Origin of the sequence: Ralstonia condita (assembly GCF_958405655.1) — a bacterium.
In the GTDB taxonomy this organism is placed as follows: Bacteria; Pseudomonadota; Gammaproteobacteria; order Burkholderiales; family Burkholderiaceae; genus Ralstonia; species Ralstonia condita.
The window spans coordinates 997,290-1,023,333 of the sequence record NZ_CATYWO010000001.1 but is presented as its reverse complement, the minus strand read 5'-3'; the positions used below and the strand labels follow the sequence as shown (position 1 = coordinate 1,023,333).

Annotated in this window: 20 protein-coding genes, 1 tRNA gene, 1 pseudogene and 1 riboswitch; of the genes and pseudogenes, 16 read left to right on the top strand and 6 right to left on the bottom strand. The window is 64.5% G+C overall.

All coding sequences use genetic code 11. The features are described 5' to 3' along the window. The gene (locus R2N03_RS04845; RefSeq protein WP_316655704.1) at window positions 1–1,317 is read right to left on the bottom strand and encodes a YihY family inner membrane protein; all 1,317 of its coding nucleotides are present in this window, start codon (window positions 1,315–1,317) and stop codon (window positions 1–3) included. 77 nt (window positions 1,318–1,394) lie between these two features. Here R2N03_RS04845 and wrbA point away from each other — a divergent pair, with 77 nt between their 5' ends. The 3 genes from wrbA to R2N03_RS04830 are packed head-to-tail and all read left to right on the top strand — an operon-like array spanning window position 1,395 to window position 3,796. After that, complete coding sequence (wrbA, locus tag R2N03_RS04840) at window positions 1,395–1,988, top strand: NAD(P)H:quinone oxidoreductase (protein ID WP_316655702.1); 594 nt, start codon at window positions 1,395–1,397, stop codon at window positions 1,986–1,988. After that, window positions 1,985–2,377: a DUF2069 domain-containing protein gene (locus tag R2N03_RS04835; RefSeq protein ID WP_316655701.1), complete on the top strand. Its 393-nt coding sequence runs from the start codon at window positions 1,985–1,987 to the stop codon at window positions 2,375–2,377. Before wrbA ends, R2N03_RS04835 begins: the two co-directional genes overlap by 4 nt. Before the next feature lie 6 nt (window positions 2,378–2,383). Further along, complete coding sequence (locus R2N03_RS04830) at window positions 2,384–3,796, top strand: FAD-binding oxidoreductase (RefSeq protein WP_316655699.1); 1,413 nt, start codon at window positions 2,384–2,386, stop codon at window positions 3,794–3,796. Window positions 3,797–3,806: 10 nt separating this feature from the next. Here the strand turns inward: R2N03_RS04830 and R2N03_RS04825 are convergent, their stop codons facing one another. Then, window positions 3,807–4,010, bottom strand: a complete 204-nt coding sequence (locus R2N03_RS04825) for a hypothetical protein (protein WP_316655697.1) — start codon at window positions 4,008–4,010, stop codon at window positions 3,807–3,809. A gap of 662 nt (window positions 4,011–4,672) precedes the next feature. Here R2N03_RS04825 and R2N03_RS04820 point away from each other — a divergent pair. Next, window positions 4,673–4,749: transfer RNA gene (locus tag R2N03_RS04820), tRNA-Arg, on the top strand. A 423-nt stretch (window positions 4,750–5,172) separates the two neighbouring features. Here the strand turns inward: R2N03_RS04820 and R2N03_RS04815 are convergent. After that, complete coding sequence (locus R2N03_RS04815) at window positions 5,173–6,153, bottom strand: LysR family transcriptional regulator (RefSeq protein WP_316655696.1); 981 nt, start codon at window positions 6,151–6,153, stop codon at window positions 5,173–5,175. Between the two features lie 310 nt (window positions 6,154–6,463). Here R2N03_RS04815 and R2N03_RS04810 point away from each other — a divergent pair, with 310 nt between their 5' ends. The 8 genes from R2N03_RS04810 (at window position 6,464) to R2N03_RS04775 (ending at window position 19,268) form a co-directional block, all read left to right on the top strand. Beyond that, window positions 6,464–8,077 carry an arylsulfatase gene (locus R2N03_RS04810; protein ID WP_316655694.1) on the top strand — a complete coding sequence of 538 codons (1,614 nt, stop codon included), beginning with the start codon at window positions 6,464–6,466 and terminating at the stop codon, window positions 8,075–8,077. Window positions 8,078–8,120: 43 nt separating this feature from the next. After that, window positions 8,121–9,197, top strand: a complete 1,077-nt coding sequence (locus R2N03_RS04805) for a formylglycine-generating enzyme family protein (RefSeq protein ID WP_316655692.1) — start codon at window positions 8,121–8,123, stop codon at window positions 9,195–9,197. A gap of 786 nt (window positions 9,198–9,983) precedes the next feature. After that, window positions 9,984–11,150, top strand: coding sequence for a GGDEF domain-containing protein (locus R2N03_RS04800; RefSeq protein WP_316655690.1), 1,167 nt, complete (start codon window positions 9,984–9,986; stop codon window positions 11,148–11,150). A 175-nt stretch (window positions 11,151–11,325) separates the two neighbouring features. After that, window positions 11,326–12,252 (top strand): LysR substrate-binding domain-containing protein, encoded by a 927-nt coding sequence (locus tag R2N03_RS04795; protein ID WP_316655688.1) that lies wholly within the window; start codon window positions 11,326–11,328, stop codon window positions 12,250–12,252. 343 nt (window positions 12,253–12,595) lie between these two features. Continuing rightward, window positions 12,596–13,909: an MFS transporter gene (locus R2N03_RS04790; RefSeq protein WP_316655686.1), complete on the top strand. Its 1,314-nt coding sequence runs from the start codon at window positions 12,596–12,598 to the stop codon at window positions 13,907–13,909. Between the two features lie 36 nt (window positions 13,910–13,945). Then, the gene (locus R2N03_RS04785; protein WP_316655685.1) at window positions 13,946–15,139 is read left to right on the top strand and encodes a M20 aminoacylase family protein; all 1,194 of its coding nucleotides are present in this window, start codon (window positions 13,946–13,948) and stop codon (window positions 15,137–15,139) included. A 72-nt stretch (window positions 15,140–15,211) separates the two neighbouring features. Continuing rightward, a riboswitch (glycine riboswitch) is annotated at window positions 15,212–15,307 on the top strand. Window positions 15,308–15,479: 172 nt separating this feature from the next. Next, entirely contained in the window at window positions 15,480–16,733 is a 1,254-nt protein-coding gene (locus R2N03_RS04780; RefSeq protein ID WP_316655683.1) for a D-amino acid dehydrogenase, read from the top strand. Between the two features lie 855 nt (window positions 16,734–17,588). Next, window positions 17,589–19,268: an MASE4 domain-containing protein gene (locus R2N03_RS04775; RefSeq protein ID WP_316655681.1), complete on the top strand. Its 1,680-nt coding sequence runs from the start codon at window positions 17,589–17,591 to the stop codon at window positions 19,266–19,268. Between the two features lie 17 nt (window positions 19,269–19,285). On the opposite strand, the gene R2N03_RS04770 is transcribed toward R2N03_RS04775, so the two are convergent. After that, entirely contained in the window at window positions 19,286–19,915 is a 630-nt protein-coding gene (locus tag R2N03_RS04770; RefSeq protein WP_316655678.1) for a response regulator, read from the bottom strand. Window positions 19,916–20,264: 349 nt separating this feature from the next. Here R2N03_RS04770 and ftsH point away from each other — a divergent pair, with 349 nt between their 5' ends. The 4 genes from ftsH to R2N03_RS04750 all read left to right on the top strand — a co-directional run bounded on the left by ftsH (window position 20,265) and on the right by R2N03_RS04750 (window position 23,874). Further along, entirely contained in the window at window positions 20,265–22,184 is a 1,920-nt protein-coding gene (ftsH, locus tag R2N03_RS04765) for an ATP-dependent zinc metalloprotease FtsH (RefSeq protein WP_316655676.1), read from the top strand. A 71-nt stretch (window positions 22,185–22,255) separates the two neighbouring features. Then, complete coding sequence (locus R2N03_RS04760) at window positions 22,256–22,801, top strand: Hsp20/alpha crystallin family protein (RefSeq protein WP_316655674.1); 546 nt, start codon at window positions 22,256–22,258, stop codon at window positions 22,799–22,801. A 117-nt stretch (window positions 22,802–22,918) separates the two neighbouring features. After that, window positions 22,919–23,455, top strand: coding sequence for a hypothetical protein (locus R2N03_RS04755; RefSeq protein ID WP_316655672.1), 537 nt, complete (start codon window positions 22,919–22,921; stop codon window positions 23,453–23,455). An 8-nt stretch (window positions 23,456–23,463) separates the two neighbouring features. Continuing rightward, complete coding sequence (locus tag R2N03_RS04750) at window positions 23,464–23,874, top strand: hypothetical protein (protein WP_316655671.1); 411 nt, start codon at window positions 23,464–23,466, stop codon at window positions 23,872–23,874. Between the two features lie 98 nt (window positions 23,875–23,972). Here the strand turns inward: R2N03_RS04750 and R2N03_RS04745 are convergent, their stop codons facing one another. Beyond that, entirely contained in the window at window positions 23,973–24,650 is a 678-nt protein-coding gene (locus R2N03_RS04745; RefSeq protein WP_316655669.1) for a hypothetical protein, read from the bottom strand. 90 nt (window positions 24,651–24,740) lie between these two features. Beyond that, window positions 24,741–26,027: pseudogene (locus tag R2N03_RS04740) on the bottom strand (erythromycin esterase family protein). Window positions 26,028–26,044 lie beyond the last annotated feature (17 nt).

The window sequence follows — 26,044 nt, the reverse complement described above, 5'->3', positions numbered from 1 at the left end:
TCAGCTGGCGGCTGAGGCCGGCATGGACGGTGCCGCAGCGGCGGCCTGCGCCGCAGCCGCCACGCCGCGCTGGCCCGACGCGAAGACACTTTCTAGCGTGCAATCGAGCGCCGGATTCCGCAGTTGGCTGACGAGTGAGCGCGTGTCACCCAGATGCCGCGCCAGGGCCGTGCGCGGCAGGCGCGGCAGATTCAGTACGAGCCGTTCATACAATGGGCGCAGCGTGGTTGTGTGTGCGTCGCACAGCAAGGCCCAATGCGTTTCGCTTCGATCCTGTTGCAATTTGCCGACCAGGTGGAGCGACTTGAGCTTGACCAGCAGATCAGCCAGGTAATCGGCTTCCAGTTGCAGGCGCCTGCCGATCTCCAGTTCAGCCACCGTGCGCGGCGGTTCCTCGCGTGCGCGGTAGAGCAGCAGCAGAATGCCGAGCGCGTCGAAGAACTCGCTGCCCGGAAATGTTCGCCGCTGCCAGTAGCCTTGCCGGACGATCGGTAACGTCGATGCAATCGTGGCGCCCAGCAGGGTGACCAGCCAGCTCACGTAAATCCATGTCAGGAAGATCGGCAGCGCGGCAAATGCGCCGTACACAGCCGTGTACGTGGGGATGTGCGCGACATACGAGCCAAAGCCTCGCTTGGCGATTTCGAACGCCACCGCGGCGATCAGGCCTGCGACAAGCGCGTCTCGCCGCGCGACATTGGTGTTGGGCACGAAGACGTAGAGCATCGCAAAGGCAATGGCCGACAACAGGATCGGCACGACGCCCACGACCACGCCCAGCCCAAAGGGCAGCTTATGGACGTAGCCCGCCGAGATCGACACCAGGTAGGAACTGACCGACAGGCTCGCCCCGATCAGCACGGGACCCAGCGTAACCAGTGCCCAGAACACCAGCACACGCTGCGCCAATGGCCGCCGTTGACGCACGCGCCAGATTGCGTTGAGCGCGTTCTCGACCGTCAGCATGGTCAGGACGGAGGTCACCACCAGGCCGATCAGGCCCGCCGCGGTGAGTCCCTTGGCATTGCTCGAGAATTGATTCAGGTAGGCGAGGATCGGCCGGCTGATATTGCCGGGCACGAGGTTGCTGAACATGTAGCTTTCGATGTCGGCGCGAAAGCTCTTGAACATCGGAAAGGCGGTGAACAGCGCGAACGCCACGGTCAGGACCGGCACCAGCGAGAGCACCGTTGTGAATGTCAGGCTGCCGGCCACCTGGGGCAGCCTGTCCTCACCCGCACGGCGCAGCGCATAACGCGCCAGCGCACGCAGCTTGGCGGCATTCCATTGGCGAAGCACTCGGGCATCAAAAAGCATGAAGAATGAGGCGGGACGCGGGGGTAAGGGGCGCAACTATAATACCGCGACGTCATTGCCGGTCCGGCCCCCTCGTTATGAAAGACATCCTCGTCCTGTACTACAGCCGCCACGGCAGCACACGCGCACTCGCAGAAGCCATCGCGCATGGCATTGAGACGGTGGACGGCGCCCAGGCGCGCGTTCGCACGGTTCCGGCCGTCTCCACCGTCTGCGAAGCCACCCAGCCCGACGTGCCCGACGGTGGGCCGCCCTACGTGGAGGTCCGCGATCTGGAAGAATGCGTCGGCCTGGCGCTGGGCTCGCCCACTCGCTTCGGCAACATGGCCGCGCCGCTCAAATACTTTCTCGACGGCACCACGCCGCAATGGCTGTCAGGCGCATTGGCAGGCAAGCCCGCGTGCGTGTTCACCTCGACGGGCAGCATGCATGGCGGACAGGAAACCACGCTGATCTCGATGATGCTGCCGCTGCTGCACCATGGCATGGTGTTGCTCGGTCTGCCGTATCAGCAGAGCGAGTTGCTTTCCACGGATGCCGGCGGCACGCCATACGGCCCGTCGCATGTGGCCCACCGCGGTGATACCGCACCGCTCACCGCCCATGAGCGCACGCTGGCTACGGCAATGGGGCGTCGGCTCGCACAGACTGCCCTGAAGCTTTCCGCATGATTCCCGCCGATCACGCCGTCGCTGAATCTCGGGCCCTGCATCTGCTGAGTGCCGCGAGCCTGCTCGCCATGATTGTGCTGTGCGCTGCGTGGGAGCTCTGGCTGGCGCCGGTCCGGCCGGGTGGATCATGGCTCGCGCTCAAGGCGCTGCTGCTGGCGTGGCCGTTGCCGGGCGTGCTGCGCAAGAACCGCTACACGATGCAATGGGCGTCCATGTTCATCCTGCTCTTCTTTACCGAGGGCATTGTGCGCGCCACATCAGACATCGGGCTCTCACGTTCGCTCGCGTGGGCTGAGGTGGTGCTCAGCGTGGCGTTCTTCTTCGCGACGATCTTGTATCTGCGCCCGTTCAAGCGTGCCGCCAAGGCGCGCGCCAACCCGAACCGCTGACCAGCCATGACCTACGACGCCTTCCTGCAAGCCTGCGTTGACGCCATTGGCGGTGCACACGTCTTGACGGCACCACAGGACCAGGCACCGTACCTCACAGACTGGCGCAAGCGCTTCACGGGGCGCGCACGCGCGGTGCTGCGTCCAGCCAGCCCTGATGAAGTGGCGACACTCGTGAGCCTGTGCGGCGCGCACGGCGTGCCGATCGTCCCGCAAGGCGGCAACACCGGTCTGTGCGGCGGCGCCACGCCCGACATGGAAGGCAACGCCGCCGTGATCTCGCTGCAACGCATGCAGCGCGTGCGGGCGGTTGACCAGATCAACAACACCATCACGGTGGATGCGGGTTGCATTCTCGCCAACGTACAGCAGGCCGCAGCCGACGCCAATCGGCTCTTCCCGCTGAGCCTGGCGGCGGAGGGCAGTTGCACCATCGGCGGCAACCTCGCGACAAACGCGGGGGGCACCGCCGTCCTGCGTTACGGCAACGCGCGGGAACTGTGCCTCGGCATCGAGGCCGTGCTACCCAACGGCGAGCGATGGAACGGCCTGCGCGGCCTGCGCAAGGACAACACCGGCTATGACTTGCGTGACCTGTTGATCGGTGCGGAAGGCACGCTAGGCATCATCACCGGCGCGACGCTCAGGTTGTTTCCGCAGCCGCGTGCCCGGGTGACGGCGCTGGCTGCGCTGCAATCACCCCAACTGGCGCTCGAGCTTCTCGCCCTGGCACAGGGCCATGCGGGGACGCTGCTGACGGGCTTCGAGTTGATGTCGGCGTTCTGCCTGGACCTGGTGCGCAAGCACTATCCACAATTGCGCGTGCCCTTCACGCAGGCCCACCCTCAGTACGTGCTGCTGGAGCTGTCCGATCTGGAGAGCGAGGAACACGCCCGTGCGCTGTTCGACGCGCTGATGGAAGACGCGCTCGCACGAGGCGTCATCGTCGATGCGGCAGTCGCGGAATCGGTCGCGCAATCGCGCGACTTCTGGAACCTGCGCGAGCATATTCCATTGGCCCAGGCCGACGAAGGCAAGAACATCAAGCACGACATTGCCGTGCCGATCTCGCGCATCGCCGACTTCATCGAGGTCACGGACCAGGCGCTCGCCTCGGCCTACCCGAACATCCGCATGGTGACGTTCGGCCACCTCGGCGACGGCAACCTGCATTACAACGTGTCACCGCCCGTGGGGCACCCGCACGATGCCTTCCTGGCCAACCAGGACGGCATCAACCGTATTGTTTACGACAGCGTGCATGCGCACGGCGGGTCCATTTCCGCCGAGCACGGCATCGGCCAACTCAAGCGCGAAGACAATGCACGCTACAAGAGCGCGGTGGAGTTGTCGGTCATGCGCGCGATCAAGCGGGCGCTGGACCCACGCGGTTTGATGAATCCGGGGAAGGTGCTGTAAGGCGCGCGCTTCAGCCGAAGTACCGCCAGATGTAATTGACGACCGCAAACGCGATCGTCGCCGCCAGCAGCCATAGCAGCATGCGCGGCACGCCGCTGGGCGGCAAGCGGTGATCGGCTGCACCGGAACGGTCACCGATCCGCCCACTCTGGGCATGGCGGGTATAAGTGCTTCGGGACGCCCCCGCTGGGCGCCTTGCATGACGCGTGCTCATCGACCGTTCCTCCCTGCCCCATGGTTGTCGCTTCGCCTGGCCCCCTGTTGCCGGCGAAACATCATTGCGAGGGCCGCCAGAAAGGCTGCCCGAACAAGACTCCCCTGATTTTCCCGTTTGGTCGGAACCGAAATAGCCTCCATCACCATCATCTGGCGTACGTAGGCTTGGTGCTCCGCGTCGTTGCGCGGAATTTCAAGTTGAAACGTTATTGTTTTGAAACGACCCGACGTCGTGGAATGTATCAAAAATCCCCCCGATTGGGGGGTATGAATATCATCCCTGACCATTTGGATGATGCGCGGGAACGACGCTTGCGGGCCCGATACGGGCAAACCCGAAGTCTGGCTACTGATCCACCACGGAGCTGCCCATGCAATCCGCCCTGCCCGATCCGCGCTGGCACGCGCATATCACGCCGCCCACACCTCCGGAGTCTCCTCCGCATCCGCCTCCTGAGATGCCGCCCCCCGACGAACCGGCGCATGACCCGGTCCACGACCCTGAACCTCGAACGCCCCCGATCGAGCTGCCGCCCGGCGAGGTACCACCAGAGATCCCGCCCCAGCACTAGCAGGCCACACCACGGCCATCTGTTAGAATCGCGGCCTCCCAGGCATCCGGAGGCCGCGCGTCTGTGGTGACCCTGGGCAGCCACGGATCTGCCCATAGCTCAGTTGGATAGAGCATCGGCCTTCTAAGCCGACGGTCGGGGGTTCGAATCCCTCTGGGCAGGCCAACTATCCTGACGGGTCAATGGCTTAGAGAATCACGACATCGGTGTGGTTTCAGAAAACTGCGCTCACAGTGCGCCGTAGGCGCGCCGAGCAAACCACCCGCAAAGCGCCATCCCAGGCCACGTTATAGCCCTGCAGGAACCGCCCACTGCGCAAAAGCCGACATAGCCATTGGCGCGACGGACACCCGTGACAGAAACCGCCCCGCGCTCGCAACGAGCGCATCCCTGGGACAGTACGTAAGCGCCCAGTACCACCAACCGATACAGGCACCCCTTCAGCCGCAGATGCCACTGGAGCGGCAAGCACAGCTCAGGAAACGCTCTGGGCACCGTCTCGTCGCGGCAGACTTCCTCAAGCGCTAGGCAACCGACGAGTCGCCAAAGAGCTGTGGCGCGACGATCTAGGCTACGAGCCGCTCGTTCTCACCTTGCGGACACGGACTCCCGGCTGGCCTCCTGCAGCGCGGCTAGCACCACGGACACCGCCGTACTTTTCGGCTCCGTCGTCAACGCACCGACGCGCTCGACTGCAGTCGATACCTTCAACGGTAATTGCCGCAGTTCTCCATTCAAATCCGTTTCGCCGTGCCGCAAGCGCGTCGAAACGAACAGGCACGGCACGCGCCGCGCCACGGCGTAGTTGGTCAGATGCGATGTCGACTCCATCAATACGTGCGGCGCGGCGACGCCCGCAGTCGCGAATTCGACTTCGAGAGCGGTTCGCATCGGAGAACCCATCGGCGGCATGATCCAGGGCCACGCTGCCACGTCGCGCCAAGTGACGCGACTGTGCCGATGTAATGGATGATCTTGCGGCGCGACGACCAGAATCTCGTCGCTGTATAGCTCGGTGACAGAAAAGCCTGCGGTCAGCACCACCGACTCGAGCCGGCACACAAGTAAATCGAGCTCGCGTCGCTGCATGAGCGGCAGTAGATGGTCGAGTGTGTTTTCCGAGTAGTTGATCTGCTGCGTCGGCGCATGTCTTGCCAGGTACTCGATTACACCTGGCAGCAGGCGCATCGAGATATACGGCAGCATGCCGACCTTCAATGGCAGGCTCGTGCCGCGTTTCAAGGCATCGAATGCGGGCTGAATCGTGCGCAGGTCGGTGAGGATGCGCGCAACGCATTCGAGCATCGCTTCCCCATATGCCGTGGGCGCGACCCGTCGCGAGGTGCGCTCAAACAGGGGCAGGCCCAACGTGTCCTCCAGTTCGCGCAGCCATTTCGATAACGCCGGCTGTGTGATGGACGCTTCTTCGGCCGTACGCGCAAAGCTGCGGTGGCGCCCGAGCCAGTCGAGCGTCTCCAGATCCCGTATGCGCAGCTTGCGCAATACGTGCGGCAAATGCTCGATACGACTACGGTCAGCGCCGGGCGGCACCACGTCGGGAAGCAACACGGATGATCTTTTTGTAGCAGCCATCGCGCCCTTTCATTCATTACCGTACGGTTATCAATCAGCACTCATATTTCATCGAATCGTATCGTATATCGCTACACAATTGAGCACGCACCTGTCCTACGCGGATGCGGGAAATCGAAGGGGCAAACCCAGGAACGATCAAAAAATGGCCTGAGCTTGAACGCCTGAGACCAAAACAAATATTCAAGGAGACACGATGAAGCACCTCATCAGCGCATGCGCGATCGCCTGGGCAATGCTCATGACGTCCAGCGCACACGGCGCCGACAAGCGCCCGAACATCCTTTTGATCCTCGCGGACGATCTCGGCTACTCGGATATCGGCGCGTTCGGCGGCGAGATCAATACGCCGAATCTCGACCGGCTCGCGAAAGAAGGTGTTCGCATGACCGGTTTCTATGCGTCGCCGTTCTGCTCACCGACGCGTGCGATGCTGATGTCGGGCGTCGACAATCATCGCGTTGGGCTGGGCGGCATGGCCGAGCTGCTGACGCCAAAGCAGCGCAACGCGGCCGGGTACGAAGGCTACCTGACGCATTCCGTCGTCACGTTCCCGACGCTCCTCAAGAACGCGGGCTACCACACCTACATGGTGGGCAAGTGGCATCTCGGGCTGACGGAGGAGTACAGCCCCGCGAAACGCGGCTTCGAGCAGTCATATGCAATGGTGCAAGGCGGCGCCAGTCACTTCGACCAGACCGGCATCATCACGACCGACCCTGACAAGACGCCGAAAGCGATGTACCGCGAGAATGGCAAACTCGTCGATCTGCCGGATAACTTCTATTCCACCGTCTTCTATACGGACAAGATGCTGTCCTACATCGACAGCAACAGGGACGACGGCAAGCCGTTCTTCGCCTATGTCGCATACACCGCGCCGCACTGGCCGCTGCAGGCTCCCGACGAGTACATTGCGAAATACGAGGGCAAGTACGACGCTGGCTACGACGCGATCCGCGCGCAGCGTCTCGCGCGCATGAAAGCGCTCGGCATCGTGCCAAAGGACATGCAGGCCTATGAGGGCAACGACACCTGGCCGAAGTGGAATTCGCTGACGCCGGTGCAGCAGCGGATCGAAGCGAAGCGCATGGCCGTGTACGCCGCGATGGTCGAGGCGATGGACGCGCAGATCGGGCGTATCGTCGCGCATCTGAAGGAGACGGGGCAGTACGACAACACTCTGATCTTCTTCATGTCGGACAACGGCGCAGACGGCAACAGCATCCTCGACGAAGCCGCCGACCGTGACTGGATCAGGCGCCACGCTGACAACAGCATTGCCAACACCGGACGCAAGGGCTCGTTTGTCGAGTACGGCCCCGGCTGGGCGCAGGTCAGCGCGACACCCTGGCACCTGTACAAGGCGTTCGCCCACGAGGGCGGCATCGCCGTGCCGAGCATCGTCGTGATGCCACGCTCTCCGCGCGCCGGAGAGATCAGCCGCGTGCCTGCCCATGTCACAGACGTGGCGCCGACCATTCTGCAGCTCGCAGGCGTATCGCCTCCCGACGGCTGGTACGACGGGCGTCCAGTATTCCGTATGCAGGGCACGTCGATGCTGGGCTTCCTGTCCGGTCAGAGCAGCCGGGTTCACGGGCAGTTCGTCGAAGGCTGGGAACTGAACGGCCGCCGCGCAATGCGCAAGGGCGACTGGAAGATCGCTTATGCGAACAAGCCGTGGGGCAAGGATCGGTGGGAGCTGTATCACGTGAGCGTCGATCGCTCCGAGTTACACGACCTCGCCGCACGGTACCCGGCGAAGTTGAAAGAACTCGTCGCCGACTATGAGAAGTATCAGGCTGCGAACGGCGTGCAGGATATTCCCGGCCTCGCGGAACGCCCCGGCTACAGCAACGGCACGCACTACTATCAAGATGAACTCGACACGAATCCGTAATCGTTGCGTACTCGCTGCGTTGTGGCTCACGACGGCGTGCTCGTTGGCGTTCGCATCGACAGACAAGCCGCTGTGCGAGGCTTATCGCGGCGTGCCCGACGGCTTCGGCCCGATGCGCGGCGATGTGCCGAATCGCGCAGGCATGATCGCGATTCCGGCGGGCCGCTTTCGAATGGGCTCGACCGAAGGCTATCCGGAAGAGCGTAACGTCCAGCCGGTGAAGCTCGACGGCTTCCTGATCGATGCGCATGAGGTGACGAACGCGCAGTTCGCGATGTTCGTCCGGGCGACCGGCTACGTCACCGAGGCCGAGCGCCAGCGCGATCCCTCCGATTTTCCCGGAGTCCCTGCGGAGCAGCTACGACCGGGGTCGGTGGTGTTCGTATGGCCGAACGGCGCCGAGCAGTTCGAGCAGTCGTACCGATGGTGGCGCTTCCAGCCGGGCGCAAACTGGCTGCATCCGTATGGGCCCGGGAGCAGCATCGCCGGCAAGGCGAACCATCCCGTCGTGCAGGTGACGTATCGCGATGCGCTAGCGTACGCGAAGTGGCTCGGCCATGACCTGCCGACCGAAGCCGAATACGAATACGCGGCGCGCGGCGGCAGGGAGAGTGAGACATATCCGTGGGGTAACACCTTCAAGGTCAATGGCAAGTACGTGGCCAACACTTGGCAGGGCGACTTCCCTGCGCATAACGAAGCGAGCGACGGCCACAGGGACAGCGCACCTGTCGGTTGTTATCCGGCGAACGGTTATGGGATGCTCGATCCCGTCGGCAACGTGTGGCAGTGGACGAAAGACGTCTACGGGGATCGGCATCCTGCCGAAGAGGCTCAGAACCCACTCGTCGTCAAAGTATCTGCGCCGTTCGATGACGGACGTCATCCGGCTCGCGTCATCAAGGGTGGCTCCTTCCTGTGCGCACCGAACTTCTGCGTGCGCTACCGGCCGTCATCGCGGCAACCTCAGGATCCGACACTCGGCACGGTGCACATCGGATTCAGGACAGTGTTGAGGGCGTCGTCGGCCCCGGCTCAAACGGAAACCGGCAGCCTGAAGAATCTCGAAGATTCGCGGCGTGTTCGCGCGCAGTCCAATTTGAACCACGGTTTGGAGTGAATCCCATCGGCCACCGCAGCGGCCCGCTCCGAATCACTCCGTCAAGCGGGTCAATCCTGCTTGCGCGTTAGCCACACAGGAGACGGCATTGCCATCAAACGCAGGGTCAATGGCATCTCGATACGCTGCGTCGAGATCGACCCCGCAATCCTCTGGGATGCATCGCGCAGACAGGGTCCAGCCCGAGCACTTCAGCAAGGACGCTCTTGCTGAAGTCAGCAGAAGGGACAGAGGACAGATGCTCGATGCCCACCCAAGGCAACGCGCACGCGCAGCATCCAGCGCCGAGCGATCGGTGACGAGTCGATCGGCATGCAGAAGGAGCGCTATGCAATCGGTCCTCGGCATCCCGTCGAGTCGACTTGCAGAAACGACGACAACGATCATCGCGCCTGCATGGTTGCCCCCGCAACAATCGCATTGCCAATCCCCGCCTCAGGCATCTCGACTGCACAGAAACCGGCAATCGCACGCGTAACCCATTCCGGTAGGATTTCATTCGCTGGCTTCATGGCGGGTCCCGGGCTTGCGGCGGGTAAGTTGCAGCGCGCGCTGCATCACGAACCGGCACCGCCCTGGACACCGCACGTTTGTCGCCCGCAGCGAGCGCCAACGCCATTGCAAACAAGACGCGTTTTCGACACGTTCGTCGAGAGGCGGACCGCGCTCACGCGAGGCTGCCAGGCAGCGCGCGCCCCCGACCAGAGTGGGGTTCAGGACGCAGGCTCCCGGCCGTTAGCTAGCCGATAACCGGATCAAAAAAGAAACCGGTGCATGGGAGCGTCGATGATGGATCAGAGCGAAAGCATCCTGCGGCTGGTGATGCTGATCCTGTTTGCGGTGTGCGGCGTCATGTGGGCCGTCCTGGGCCGGGTCTTCCGCGAAGAAATCAAACAGGGGAGCCTGCTCTTTGTCGCCAACATCTCCACCGGCGTTGGCGTGGCGCTGATTACAGAGCGCGTCATCTACTCGAACTTCGTCACCGTACAGATCGCCGACTGGCTGGTCGTGGCAGGCCTCATGGTGTTCTGCCGCGCAGTTGCCGCCTTTGGCGACTCGGCCCGGCCATCGCCGCCAGTCTGGTACCTGCCGCTACTCATTGAGGTGGTATCGACGGCCTTCGTTCCGTCCAATGCCAGCTCCTACCTCCTGAGGTCGATGGTCTTCAACGCCGCAACCGGCTTCCTCACGTTCTTCGCCGGTATGCAATGCCTCAGAGGACTCGCAAGGCACCACAGCCGAATACTGCTCGCGCTTCCGTTCCTCTGTGTCGGGATCCTGTTCTTCGCGCGCCTGGCACAGATCATCGCGGCCATGTTGCAAGGCAGCACGCCGGTGAGCGACTTCCGCGTGAGCTTTGTCCCCTATCTTTGGGGCTTCATGGTCTTCCTGGTGATCGCGAACATGTCGGCCATCGGCGTGGTCGTGGGCAGGCTCGTCAGTCGTCTGAGAGGGTTGGCCGCCAATGACTATCTGACGGGCGGCCTGAACCGGCGCGTCATCACGGAAAAGCTGGGGCGCCACCTCGCCAACCTTCAGCGCCATCGGGTTCAGTTGTCGTGCGTGCTGTTCGATCTCGACCATTTCAAGCAGATCAATGACCGCCACGGCCACGACGTCGGCGATGCTGCACTGATGTACGTCGGCGCTCTGGTCAGGTCATGCATTCGAGAAACGGACGACTTCGGACGCTACGGCGGCGAAGAATTTGTCATCCTGATGCCGCAGACGACCATCGCGATTGCGCTGCAGGTCGCTGAACGGATTCGCCAGACCCTGGAGCAGTCGCCGCTGCGCTATGGGGATATCACGGTTCCACTCACGGCAAGCTTTGGTGTGGCAGAAGTGCGGGCCGGCGAGTCCCAGGAGAGCGTCCTGCGCCGCGTTGACGTGCTGATGTACGCAGCCAAGCAGGCGGGGCGGAATCGCGTCATGCTCGCCACGGAGACGTAGCCCTCACAGCGCGACTTGTCCCATCGCAGGTGCGGGGTCGGCTATAGTGCCCGCCACGGCAGCCTGTGGCATCCCACGCGCCTGCAATTGCCCTTGCCTCGCGCCCACGACAAAATGGCGAGGCCCCGGCGCACGGCCGCATCGTGCCGGCAAGGCCCTCGTTCAAGACCCTCTCATGAAACTTCACCAGCTCCGCGCACTTGCCGCCATTGCCGACGCAGGCAGCATCCAGGAGGCCTCGCGCGTGCTGCACATCACGCAGCCTGCGCTCAGCAAGGCCATCAAGGAGCTTGAGACCTCGGTGGGCGCAACGCTGTTCGTGCGCTCCAGCAAGGGGATCCGCCTGACGCCCCATGGCCAGCGGCTGGTCAGCCACGCGCGACTCATCAGCGAGAACGTACGCCGCGCGCGTGAAGACCTCGAGGACATGAAGGGGACGGTCGTCAGCGAGATCGGCTTCGGGGTGACGCCGGTCACGGCCCTGATGCGGCCGGTGGCAGCCGTGCTCGATACGTTCCGCCGCGAGTTCCCCGCTGCGCGCCTGCGCATCCAGGAAATGCGCTCGGCGCAGTTGCTGGAACAGGTACGCGAGGGCATGATGGACTTCGCCCTGACGTCGCAATTGCTGCCCGCCGATGGCGGTCTCGACTGCACGCCGGTTTGCCGGGTGCCCTCGGTGATCGGTGCTCGCAAGGACCATCCGTTGCGCGGCGCACGTTCGCTGCGCGAACTCCAGCAAGCGGACTGGCTCACCCTCGATCCGCTCAGTGATATCCACGCGCCGTTTTCGCGCCTCTTCGCCAACGCCGGGCTCGAGTTGCCCGGACGCGTGGTCGAATGCACGTCGATGAATCTCGCGCTGGAGCTGTGCTGGAAGTCCGATGCGCTGCTGCTCCTGTCAGCTGAATCCGTGCGCCATTCCGTGATCCTGCAGACCATCGACTTCCTTGCCATCGAGGAGCCCCTGCCAGACCGCATGGTGTCCCTCGTGACGCGCGACCGCCACACCCTCACATGGGCCGCCGAACGCCTGCACAGCCGCCTGCTCGCCGGGCTGCAAGGACGACACGGGTATCTGGAGAAGCTCCCCGCATCGAACTGACCTCGCAGCGCACCCCGCGCGCGGAAAACCTCACCTGACTGCCCAGGCAATCCAGCACTCTGCGCCACGGGCTCCCACGCCACGAGGCGCCGAGCAACCATGAGCGCGCGCCAGCGGACGACGGTGCCTGTGCCGATCTGGTGTCGCCGCCCGGGCCAGACAATTCCCCTGCTCCACGCCTCGACCGCCGGCCTCGGTGATAACCCGAACGAGCCATAGCCGTTGCTCATACCCATGAACAAAAGCGAGGGCCGTGGATGCCGCTGGGCTCTTACTATGTGCCGCACAGGATCGGGCGCACCGGTCTCCTTCCCGTGCGACCTGCCATACCAGCGAGGATTTCATGATCGAGTCGCAGCCCGCGTCACTTTCCCTGCCGTCGCAGCCAGGGGCCGCTGCCCCGCCTGCGGCTGAACGTTCCCACGCGCGTCGCGCCGTGGTCGCCGCCGCCATCGGCAACGGCCTGGAGATGTACGACTTCACCGTCTACAGCTTCTTCGCCGCGACCATCGGACGGCTGTTCTTTCCAGCCACCAGCCCGCTGGCCTCGCTGATGCTCTCGTTTGCCACCTTCGGCGCCGGCTTCGTCATGCGTCCGCTGGGTGCCGTGCTGATTGGGCACTTCGCCGACCGCCGAGGCCGCAAGTCGGCACTGACCCTGACCATCGGCCTGATGACGGCTGGCACGGCGCTGATCGCCTTCGCACCGACTCATGCCTCGATCGGACTGGCCGCCACCGTCCTGGTGGTGCTGGGGCGGCTGCTGCAAGGCCTGTCGGCCGGCGGCGAGATCGGCGCGGCCTCGGCGCTGTTGATGGAATCGGCCAGCAAGCAGAAGCGCTGCTTCCTGGTGAGCTGGCAAGGCGCGACCCAGGGCGGCGCGGCGCTCGCCGGTGCGCTGACGGGTGCGGCCATCACGGCAACGCTTTCGCAGGAAGCAATGATGTCGTGGGGCTGGCGCATTCCGTTCATGATCGGCCTGCTGATCGCGCCCGTCGGCTTCTACATCCGCCGCAACCTGAAGGAAACGCACGTGAGCGGCACCGAACACGCCGACCTCAAGACCGTGTTCCGCCAGTACTGGCGCGTGCTGCTGCTGGGCATGCTGCTGATGACGGGCAGCACCTCGGGCATGTACATCACGGTGTTCTACATGCCGACGTATCTCATCCAGTCGATCCACATGCCACCAGTCACCGCTTTTCTCGCCGCCTGCATGGCGGGCCTGGCCATGCTGGTCATGTCGCCCGTGTTCGGCAGGCTTGCAGACCGCCTGCCCACGCGCAAGCCGATCATCGTGGTAGCTGCACTGACGTCGCTGGCCTGGTGCTACCCAAATTTCCTGCTGCTGACCACGCACGCCACGCTGATATCCGTCGTGCTGCAGATCGGCGTGAGCGTGACCATCATGTCGATCAGTGGCGGTGCCGGCGCCGCCATGATGATGGAAGCGTTCCCGCGCGAGCATCGCGCCACCGGCATGGCGGTGATGTACAGCCTGGGCGTGACCGTCTTTGGCGGCTTCGCGCCGCTGATCGTGACATGGCTGATTGCCACCACCGGCTCGCCCATGGCGCCGGCCTGGTACCTGATGTCCGCCAGCACCATCAGTCTGGTCGCGCTCACGCTGTTCCCCTCGCATCCCGGCCGCGATTGACCCTTACCGCATACGCATACGAACGTGCATCACGCCATGAACCAACTTCCCGACAATCTGAACATTCCCGCACCGCTGCGAGAAGCAGCGCAGCGATTCGCCCAGATTCGGCAGCGCATCCACGCCCGGCCTGAACTGGGGGGCGATGTCGCCAACACTGCCGAGCTGGTGGCCGGCTTGCTCAAACAATGGGGCTATAGCGTGCACACCGTGGGCGGCCACGGCATCGTGGGCCAGCTCAAGGTTGGCGACGGCACGCGCAGCATCGGCCTGCGAGCGGACATGGACGCCCTGCCGATGCAGGAACGCACGGGCCTGCCCTACGCCAGCGAAGTCCCGGGCCGCATGCATGCCTGCGGTCATGACGGACACACCGCCACGCTGCTGGCCGCCGCCGAATATCTCGCTTCCACGCGCAACTTCAGCGGCACGCTCAACCTGATCTTCCAGCCCGACGAAGAAGGCCTGGCCGGCGCGCTGGCGATGATGGACGATGGCCTGTTCGAACGTTTTCCGTGTGACGGCATCTACGCGTTCCATAACGCACCGGGGCTGCCGTTGGGTGCGGCCGTCGTGCAGGAAGGCCCGCTGGGCGGCTCCTCGGACCGCGTCACCGTGACGTTTCGCGGCCGCGGCGGCCATGGCGCCATCCCCAATCTGGCCAACGATCCGACGCTGGCCATGGCGGCCACCGTGCTGGCGCTGCAGGGCATCGTTTCGCGCAACGTGGCGCCCGTGGACGCCGCCGTCATCAGCGTTGGCGAAATGCACGCCGGGACGACGCACAACATCATTCCCGAGACGGCCATGCTCAAGCTGAGCGTGCGCGCCACCAAGCCGGACGTGCGCGATCTGCTGGAGCGCCGCATCCGCGAGGTGATCACGCACCAGGCTGCCTCGTATGGGGTGGCGGCGGACATTGAGTATGAGCGCCTCGTACCGGCCATCCAGAACAGTGCGCGCGAGGCCGGTATCGCCCGCGAGGCCGTGGCGTCGGTGGTGGGCGGTGAGCGTGTCCTGCGCATGCCGCCGTCAGCGCAAATGGGCAGCGAAGACTTTGCCTGGATGCTGGAGCGCATGCCCGGCTGCTACTTCGCCCTGGGCAACGGCATGGCGGGGCAGGCATGGGTCGGTTGCTCGCTGCACAACGACGGCTACGACTTCAATGACAAGCTGATCCCGATCGGCGCGGCATGCTGGGTCACGCTGACCGAGCAATACCTGCGCTGACCCTTCGGGATTGCCCTCTGGTCATTTCACGCATTGTGTTGCATAGTGACGGCCAGACATTGCAAGGTTTTACCCGCGATACCGGGAGAGACTGCCCACCGCCAGGCGGGCAGCGCCGAAGGAGCAACCGCCCCGGAAACTCTCAGGCAAACGGACCGGTATCCGTCATCACACTCTGAAGAACCCCGGCCTCATCGTCAGCCGGCGGTACCGAAGGAGCAAGCCACGGCCCGCGATTGCGGGCCGCTGCGAATCTCTCAGGTCAAGGACAGAGGGGGCGCCCGCTGCGCATCGTGCGTCACGGGCTTCCCATCCTGACGTCCGCAAGAGACCTGAAACAATGAAGACAATCGCCGTAGTTGGCGGTGGAATCACGGGAGTGACCACCGCATATGCCCTTGCGCGCCGCGGATTCGCCGTGACGCTGTTCGAGCGCCATCGCTATCCCGCCATGGAGACCTCGTTCGCCAACGGTGGCCAGCTTTCCGCCTCGAACGCCGAGGTCTGGACGCACTGGTCCACGCTGCTCAAAGGCATGAAGTGGATGCTGCGCAGCGATGCCCCGTTGCTGCTCAACCCGCGCCCCACCTGGCACAAGCTGAGCTGGTTTGCGGAGTTCATTGCGGCCATCCCGCGCTACCGCGCCAACACCATCGAGACCGCGCGCCTGGCCATCGCCGCGCGCGAGCATCTCTTTGGCTGGGCAGAAGCAGAGGGCATCGACTTCGACCTTCGCAAGCAGGGCATCCTGCACATCTATCGACACAAGGCCGGCTTTGAGCATGCCGGACGCGTATCGGCCCTGCTGGCTGCCGGCGGATTGCCGCGCCGCGCCGTCACACCCGAAGAGATGCGCGCCATCGAACCGACCCTGGCCGGACGCTACTACGGCGGCTACTTCACCGAAAGCGACTCCACCGGTGACATTCACAAGTTCACCACGGGTCTGGCCGCTGCGGCAGCCCGGCTCGGCGTGGACATCCGCTGCGGCCAGGACGTCGACACCGTGACGACCGACGGGCGCCGTGCCGCCGTGGTTGCAAACAACGCCACACATGGTTTCGACGGCGTCGTCGTGTGCGCTGGCGTGGCCAGCCGGGAACTGGCCGCCCAACTGGGCGACCGGGTCAATGTGTACCCCGTCAAGGGCTACTCCATCACCGTCAACCTGACCGACGAAGAGAGCCGCGCCAGTGCGCCCACTGTCAGTCTGCTCGACGACGAGACCAAGCTCGTCACCAGCCGGCTCGGTGCGGACCGCTTCCGGGTGGCCGGCACGGCGGAGTTCAACGGCATCAACCGCGACATCCGCGCCGATCGGATCCGCCCGCTGGTTGACTGGGTGCGCGAATGCTTCCCGGGAGTCAGCACGCGTAGTGTGGTGCCTTGGGCGGGCCTGCGCCCCATGATGCCCAACATGATGCCGCGTGTCGGACGCGGCCGCGCAGCCAATGTCTTCTACAACACGGGGCACGGGCACTTGGGGTGGACCCTCTCGGCGGCCACCGCTGAGATGATCGGCGACGTGGTCCGGCAGGCAGTGGAGCCGACCGTATCGGTGCAGGCAGGCGCGCCACGGGTGCGCGCCGTCTGATGTGACAATGCGGTGCGAGAAAACCTGGCCCGGTTGCCTCGCCCGCGCCCTTCCGCAAAACCGCGTCACGCGCGCGCCCGGGACTCCGGCGTGCGCGCCTGCGCGGGGCAATCGGCGCGGGCTTATGCGGAACCTCGTTGCGCGAGTCCTCGCTGCTTCCGGTAACACAGCGCCTGACACCGCTGCGCCGACCGACAGCCCGTGAGCCGGGCCGGCAACCGGCCATGGTTGGGCAGGGCCACCGCCCAACGTTTCCCGATCCGCCTTCCTCGCGTCGTGGCCCTCGCCGCCACAGACCCGCGCTCCTGCAGCGCCCCGCCGCCATGCACACCGGAGCCGCCGGCCAGGTACCACGCAGACAGGCGTAAGAATCGCTTCAGATAGGCGGCTTCGATCAGATCAGGCATGAAGAGGCTCCTGTGCATCGGCCGCACCGGGCACCATCAGTCGCCAATGGTCCGCAGCAAGCCGGTGAATTGACCAGGCAGCAATCAAGCGCTTGACTTCGCAGCATGCTTGACGCCGAATGGTGGGGTATATGCAGTGCCTCATCCGGACACGTGCAACAACAATGCACGGCCAGCGTAAGGGGTGGAGTCCACACAAGTAAGCGGCCTCGGACGAAATGCGCGTCAGCCGATGCGATCGCGTGTCAGGTAAACCTGACAAGAACATCGTTAGCAGCCGCTATGCAGCCGGCTCCCCCCTCAGCGCCCCCAACAGAATCGGGAAAACCTGCCCCGGACGGATGCCGCGCGTCCGCCGTTCCATCGGAGTTTGATCTTGCCTGACTCGGCGAATAGTCCCCGCATCTTCCTGTCCAGCGTTGCACCCCGGGCCTGGCAGGAACGGCTGATGTTGATCCTCATCCTGATCTCCGCGGTGGTCTTTGCGGCCATGCTGCCCTTCGCGCAACATCAGCTGCACCAGATCTGGGGGTTCATTCCGGTCTATCAGTCCGCGATCATCATCAATGACCTCGTCACGGCGGCATTGCTGATCGGCCAGTTCACCCTGCTGCGCTCGCCCGGGCTGCTGATCTTGGCATCGGGGTACTTCTTCACCGCCACCATGGCCGTGGTGCATATGCTCAGCTTTCCGGGGCTGTTCGCCCCCACGGGGCTGCTCGGGGCCGGACCGCAAACCACGGCGTGGCTTTACATGTTCTGGCACGGAGGGTTTCCGCTGGCGCTGATCGGCTATGCGCTGCTGCAAGAGGTCGCACGCACGAGGCAGGCACGCCTGCGGCACGCTGCTCGTCCGGTACTCTGGTCCGCTGCCCTCATCCTGCTTCTGACGTGGGGGCTGACGGCACTGGCCACGGGCAGTGCGTCGCCATTGCCGGAAATCATGCGCGGACACGGGTACGCCTATGCCATGTCTCCAACCGTGAGCGTGGTCTGGGGCCTCAATGTGCTGTCTGCGGCCATCCTGTGGCGCTATCGCCGCCGCTCGCTGCTGCATCTGTGGTGCACGGTGGTGGCGGTGGCATCGGTCTTCGATGTGGCGCTTTCGACTGTCTTCAACCATGGCCGGTTCGATGTCGGTTTCTACGCGGGGCGCGCTTACGGCCTGATCGCTTCGGGCTTTGTGCTCGTGGCGCTGATCATCGAATACGCCCGCCTGTATGCGATGCTCGTGACCGCCCTGGAGAACGAAAGCGCCGAGCGGCGACGCGCGCTCGACAAGACGCGCCAGTTGAACGAGGCCAACGAACACCTCGAGCAGCGCGTGTGGCAGCGCACCGCGCAGCTCAGCACCACCAACGAAGAGCTGCGCCAGGAAATTGCGGAGCGCAGGCGTACCGAGCAGGCGCTCGAGCGGTCGCGAGAAGAGCTTCGTGAACTGGCGACGATCAGCTCGCGCGCCCGCGAAGAAGAGCGGCGCAGGCTCTCACGCGAGCTGCATGACCAGCTTGCGCAGTCGCTGGCCGCGCTCAAGGTAGACATTCAAATGATGGAGCACAAGCTCACGCCGCCAGACGAGCCCCTCGCCAAGCGGCTGAAGCTCATGGAGCAAGCCGTCGACAACATGATCGGCGAGACGCGGCGGCTCGCCTCGGACCTGCGGCCGTCCATGCTGGACGACCTCGGGCTGGCGCCGGCGTGCCGATGGCTCGTTCAATCCTTCCAGCGGCGTCATCGCATCCAGTGCGAACTGACGATCACGCCGGAGCAGCTCGAACTGCCGGAGCCCTATGCGTCGACCGTGTATCGCGTCCTGCAGGAATGTCTGGCCAACGTGGCTCGTCATGCCGGTGCCTCGCTCGTGCAGGTGCGGCTGGCCGATGACGCGTCCGGCGTTGTGCTTTCGGTGCGCGACAACGGCGTCGGCTTCGACCCCGCACACCCCCGAAAGGAGCTGTCCTTTGGCCTGGTGGGCCTGCGTGAGCGCGCTTACCTGGTGCAAGGCAACCTGCGCATTGAATCTTCGGCCGAGAGCGGAACGCTCATCGAACTGACCATTCCGCTCGGGCCGGTTACACAGCCACCAGCGCAGCCACCAGCTGCCAGCCCCCAGCCGCACGCGACGTAGGCGGGACGCGGCGCGGCTCAATGCAGCCCGTGGCTGAGCGCATACCGCACCAGGGCCGCATCATTGGGCAGGTTCATGCGCTCGAGGATGCGTGCCTTGTACGTACTGACCGTCTTCCTGCTGATGCAGAGATCATGCGCGATCTGCGCGAGTGAATCGCCCCTCGACAGGCGCAGGAACACATCGAACTCCCGATCGCTCAGCCGCTGATGAAGGAGCTGTTCGGTCGGGTCGCCGAGATTCTGGATCAGCAGCTCCGCCACGGCCTGGGTCATGTACGTCCCGCCCGCTGCCGCTTTGCGGATGGCCTGCTCGAGCTCCATCACCGCGCCTTCCTTGGTGAGATAACCCACCGCGCCGGCACGGAACGCGCGCAGCGCGTATTGGTCTTCGGCATGCATGGTCAGGATGAGGATCTTGAGCGGCGGCGCTTCCCGGCGAACCTGTGCGATCAGGTCGATCCCGCTGCGCCCAGGCATCGACAGGTCAAGCACGAGGACGTCCGCAGCGATCCGGCGCGCCAGCTTGATCGTTGACGCACCGTCCGTCGCCTCGCCAACGACGTCGATGTCGTCGGCATCGCTGAGAATGCGCCTCAGGCCCTCACGAAACACGGCGTGGTCATCCGCAATCAGTACCTTGATCATTCGGCCTCCCCTGAAGCAGCGGCGCTACCCATTGCTTTCATCCTATGCCGAGCAATGGCGCGTTCTCAACGCCAGTTCAACCGCATCCTGATCGATGTCAGGAAGCCAGCGCACGATGGCCCTTGTGCGGGCAGCCCTGTCCGGGCGTGATCGATTGCGCATGCGCTCGTGACACCTCGTTGACCGGCATCAAGCCGCTTTACGTGTTGCAGTCGAAGATGAAGATTCGCCTTGGATGGACAGGAGTCTTCCCATGCTCGCATTCGTCCCGGCTGCACACGCGCCGTCGGAAGGCCACCCGCCAGCGGACCGACCGTGGTCGCGCCACTGATCGCACGTAGAGGACGACATGGAACCGCAGCAAAGGAAGTTCTCGATCTGGTATGTGATCGTGGTCATGTTGACCACCCTTGCCATCCAATCCCTGTTCTTCTCAGAACAGCTCCAGACGCTGCCCTACAGCGATTTCAAGGTGCTGCTCAAAGCCGGCAAGGTGACAACGGTTTCGATTGGCGAACAGGACATCACCGGGACGTTCTCCACCGCGGGTGTCGATGCCCTGCTCTCCAAGCCGCAGGCTGAGGAGATACACCGCGCCGCCAAGGCTGAACAGGCGTTCTCGACGCTGCGCGTGACCGACCCGGCACTGGTTCAGGATCTGGAGGCAGCACACGTGCGATTCACGGGGCGCCCCGACAACAAATGGTTGAGCACCGTCATCTCGTGGGTGGCACCGGCGCTGATCTTCTTTGGCATCTGGAGCGTACTCATCCGCCGCGTGGGCACTGCGGCCGGCGGCTTGATGGAGATCGGCAAAAGCAAGGCCAAGGTCTACATGCAGAAGGAAACCGGCGTCACCTTTGCCGATGTGGCCGGCATCGACGAAGCCAAGGAAGAACTCTCCGAGATCGTCAGCTTCCTGAAAGACCCGATGCGATATCAGCGCCTCGGCGGCCGGATTCCCAAGGGGGTGCTGCTCGTCGGGGCCCCCGGCACAGGCAAGACGCTGCTTGCCAAGGCGGTTGCAGGCGAGGCAGCCGTTCCCTTCTTCAGCATGAGCGGCTCCGACTTCGTCGAGATGTTCGTCGGCGTGGGCGCTGCGCGCGTGCGCGACTTGTTCAGCCAGGCAGAGAACATGGCGCCCTGCATCATCTTCATCGATGAACTCGACGCGCTCGGCAAGACCCGTGCACTGAGCCTCGTCGGTGGCAATGAAGAGCGTGAGCAGACCCTGAACCAACTCCTGGTCGAGATGGACGGCTTTGACAGCAACAAGGGCGTGATCATCATGGCGGCGACCAACCGCCCCGAAATACTTGACCCGGCACTGCTGCGACCGGGCCGGTTCGACCGCCATATCGCGCTGGACCGCCCGGACCTCAAGGGTCGCGAGCAGATCCTCAAGGTGCACGCCAAGAACGTGACACTGGGCGCCGATGTCGAGTTGAGCAAGGTCGCGGCGCGCACGCCGGGCTTCGCCGGGGCCGACCTGGCCAACCTCGTCAACGAGGCCGCGCTGTTGGCCGCGCGCAGGGGCAAACCCGCCGTCGACATGACCGACTTTGATGAAGCACTGGACCGGATCGTCGGCGGCCTGGAGAAGAAGAACCGGGTGATGAACCCGAAAGAGAAGGAAACGATCGCTTATCACGAGGCCGGTCATGCCATCGTCGCCGAACACCGCCCGCTGGCCGATCGCGTGTCGAAGGTGTCGATCATTCCGCGTGGGATCGCCGCCCTGGGCTATACCCAGCAAACGCCCACGGAAGACCGCTACCTGCTCAAGCGCAGCGAACTGCTCGACCGGCTCGACGTGCTGCTGGGTGGCTACATTGCCGAGCAGATCGTGTACCGCGACGTCTCGACCGGCGCCCAGAATGACCTGCAGCGCGCCACCGACATGGCCCGCCAGATGATCACGCAATTCGGCATGAGCGAACAGCTCGGGCTCGCCACGTATGAGGATGCGCCCAACCCGCTCCTCGCGGGGTCGGGATTGGCACAGCGCGAGCGCAAGGAATACAGCGAAGCCACGGCACAACTGATTGATGGCGAAGTGCGCAGGGTGCTCACCGACGCCAGCGTGCGCGTCACGGCCACGCTGGAAGGCCAGCGCGCAAGGCTTGAAGCGCTGGCGCACCTGCTGCTGGAGAAGGAGGTGGTCGATCGCCACGATCTCGACACGATTCTGGCCGCCAACGTGACGCCCCTGCCGCCCCCGAAACAAGGGCCGGGACCGTCTTCCAGCGCCCCGGCCGCGATGGGTTGATGCCTGTCAAGGTGCCGCTCGCAGGCGCGTCCAGAATGGTTTCTCCAAGGACCTCAACAGGAGAACGCACCATGGCTGAATCTGACACCAAAGTGCCGGTGAAGACCGGCGCAGAACCCTCGACCAAACCACCGGGCTCGCTCCAGCCCTGGCGCGCATTCGACAATCTGCGGCAGGAAGTGGCGCGCGTGTTCGATGACTTCGATCGCGGGTTCCACCTGTTCCCCTTCCGTCGCGCATCGCTCGATATCGAGCCGTTCTGGCGGCGCGAATGGGCCTTGACTTCCGCGCCCGCCGTGGATGTGGTCGAGAGCGATACCGCTTATGAAATCAAGGCGGATCTGCCCGGCATGGACGAGAAGGACGTCGAGGTGCACCTGGCCAACGGCGGCCTGACGATCAAGGGCGAAAAGCAGGAAGAGAAGGAAGAAAAGCAGAAGGACTACTACCTGCACGAGCGCCATTTCGGCTCGTTCGAGCGTTCGTTCCGGATGCCCGATGGCGTCGATGCCGACAAGATCGAGGCCAGCTTCAAGAATGGCGTCCTGACCGTGACGCTTCCCAAGACGGCCGAGGCCCAGGCCGCGCCGAAGAAGATCCCGGTCAGCGGCGGCTGACCGTCGGCTCGACACCGACCTGCCGGCGGATGTCCGGCGGCGCCAGGCACATGGCGCCCCCGATGCTTCCGCCAAGGTCAGCCGCGCGCGCCGTCCATCTTTTTGCAGGAGTATCCGATGACCGAGCCGTTTGCCTATCTGGCGTTCGAGCCGAAAGGCCCCGGGTTGATGTGCGCTCTCATGGTCATCGTCGAAGGTGACGACGTGTACGGGTGGTACACGGGCCCGGCCAAGGGCAGCTTCCCCGCTGCGTTCTTCATGCTGGAGCGTTACTACTCCACGCACGAGACCGCCTTCTATCACAGCGTGCAAGACGACGTCTATGCTGGCTGGCGGCTGGCCTACCCGCCGGTCGAGATTGACGCGGGCCGCCAGCCACCCGTGCAGCCGCCCATGTGTCACGCGCTTGAACAACGCCAGGACGCCTTCCTCGCGGCGTGGCTGTTCTATCGCGACGATCCCGGCAATGCCGATGAGGTGCAGTGGTATGCCACGCAGCACCTGCCACTGGGGCATACCGGCATCCGGCACGAACAGCTGAACAGGTTCGCCCCGGGCGACGTGATCTGGAGTTATGCATCGCCCGGATTGGATCTCAATATCGTCGAGTTTCTCCGCCGCCGTTGGCCCCTCGACTTCGCACTGGCTGCGTAGCCCATCCGATGCGCAGCCCGCCAGACCATCTGCATATCGACGCGACGGCTTGCGATCACTCGTGCGTGGGCAGCCGCATTGCCGGCAATGGCCCCGATATGGCCCACCGGAACCCAACGCGCACGGTGGAGCACGCCCCGAAAGGCTCCGCAGAGGAAGCCCACCGGATCCGCACGGCGCGTGCACAGGCCGAGCGTATGACCGTGATCGGCGACGGGCATGCCGGCTGGGTGAACGTTCGCACGCTACGGCGGAGCGACAAGCGCTGGGTGTGCGAATGCAGGTTCATCTCGCCGACGGGCGACAACTCGCCGTGGGTCTGTGCCGCAAGCGAGGAGGGCTACATTTCGCGCGATCTCGCCCTCAGTGCAGGCGTTCTATTGGGCCGCGCCCTGGCGGCGCACTACAGGCGCGGATAGGCGCCCGCCGCCCGGCGCGGCATCATGCCCACACCGCGCAAGATGCGTGAGCGCCCGCCTGGCGCGCCGCATGGCAGCCGGGCGAGCGCGTGTCACATCTATTCGTGTTGCCAGGTCATCGTGCGCACGACCGCCTGGCTTGCCGGGACGGTCATTGCCGTCTGCTGGACGACGCCGTTGTACGACGCGCTGACCCGGTAGCTGCCGCGCGGCAGGCGGACATAGAGCAACGGGCCCTCCGACACAACGGCCAGCGCGACGGCCCCATCTGCGGAGCGGATGTGGGTATCGACATCGGACAGATATTCGCCGCTCTTGCCCGTGAAAGTCAGCCGCACGTTGTACTGCGGCGCGATCTTGCGCATCGCTTCCACATCATCCTGACCGATCCCGCCGGACACATAGGCCACGCTCCCCTGCTTCCGCGCGACCGGGGTGCCGGTACGGGGCCCTTCGTCCAGGCAGCCCATCTCGTGCATGGCCCGCCACGACCGGCGGTCCATCATCGTGCCGCGCGGCATCTCCCGAGGTCGCTGATTCAGGCGGCCTGGAGCGTTCGCCCCCGGGATGTCGTGCATACGCTGCATCAGGGCACGACGCTCCGCGGGGGTCCTGGCATTGCGCAGTTGCGTACAAAAGTCGGCAGTGGCATCGCGCTGCTGATCGGGCGGCGTTGACGGCAAGGGGGACGGCGCCTGCGCCAGCGCCGCGCCCATTGACGCGAGCGACACCGCGACCAGCGCGGCATGCAGTGGGTGACGTATCCGAAGCATCATGGACTCCTAGAAAGATCAGCGCATTCCTCTAGCCACAATGGTCCATTCGCGCAGAAACGCGTTGATGTGGCGCAACTCCCGCCGTGGCCGTCAGGCAGGCAACGCTGCGCTCAAGGGTTCGATCGCGGTGGTTTCGTCCAGGTGGAACAAGGCGTCGAACTGTGCACCGATGACGGCTTCGAAGTAATGCGAGGCGTACTCGGTTTTCGGCAGATACAGCACACCGATGGCGCGCTCGAGTAACGGTTCATGGAACACGTCGCGCGCCGCAGGCCCGAGGGGCAGGAAGAGCCGGTCCAGGCCCGTACTGTGAAACAGAAACTCCCAACTGTCGGGGCGTGCCGGCCGAACCCACTTCTGTTCGGCATCGCCGCCCCACTCGGATGCCGCGCAGACCTGCCCCGTGTACGTCGTGAAACCGACAAGCAGCGCCGCATCGTGCGCCTGCTCCCGGACCAGTTGGCCGAGATTCCATTCACGTCGACTGGCCGATTCCGTGGCACGCGCGTCGCCCAGGTGCGAGTTGTGTGCCCACACCACCACGCGCCCGTTACCGCCGCGGCGCTGCCGATAGGCGGCCAGGCCAAACAGCGTCTACGCCATGTGCGCGTCACGCAAGTTCCATGTGTTGACGCGGCGGCCGAACGATTCGCGGTAATAGGCCTCCGCATTGACGACCACCATGGCGTTCTGCTCGGCAAAATAATGTGCGTCCATGGCAGCCATGCCTTCCTGCTCGATCAATCTGGCCTCGCTGGTACGAAGCCTGCGCAGTTGTTCGACCACTTCCCGTTGCGCAGGCAGTCTTAGCCCTGAAGCGGCCTCATAGCCGTAAGTCATGGGCTCTCGCACATGGTCCAGCGCCGCATAGTGCTCGCGCGCGGCGGCCGCCTGGTCCGGGTCGTTCCTCTCCAGGTACGCGATGACGGCTTCCGCCGAGCGGTACAGGCTGTACAGGTCCAGCCCATAGACGCCGACGCGCTCCGGCGCGGGTAATGGCGCGTTGTAATCACGCAGCCATGTGATGAATTCCAGCACCTCGCGGTTGCGCCACATCCAGGCGGGAAAGCGCTGGAAGTCGGCCAATGCCTCGACAGCGGTGTCGGTGCTCTCTGCCTGCACATAGCGGTTGATGCGCCAGACGTCCGGCCAGTCGCCTTCAATGGCGACCGCGTCAAAGCCACCTTGCCCGATCAACTGCCGCGTAATATCCGCCCGCGTCTGATAGAACTCGCGCGTTCCGTGCGTCGCCTCGCCGAGCAGCACATAGCGCTTGTCGCGCGCCATCTCGAGCAGCCGCTCGTAGTCGGTGGCGCCGCCCGTCAGGCGGCTGGCCGCCTCGCGCACGCCAAGGAAAGGGGTCAGAGGCTGGGACATGGGCGATGGACTCCGAT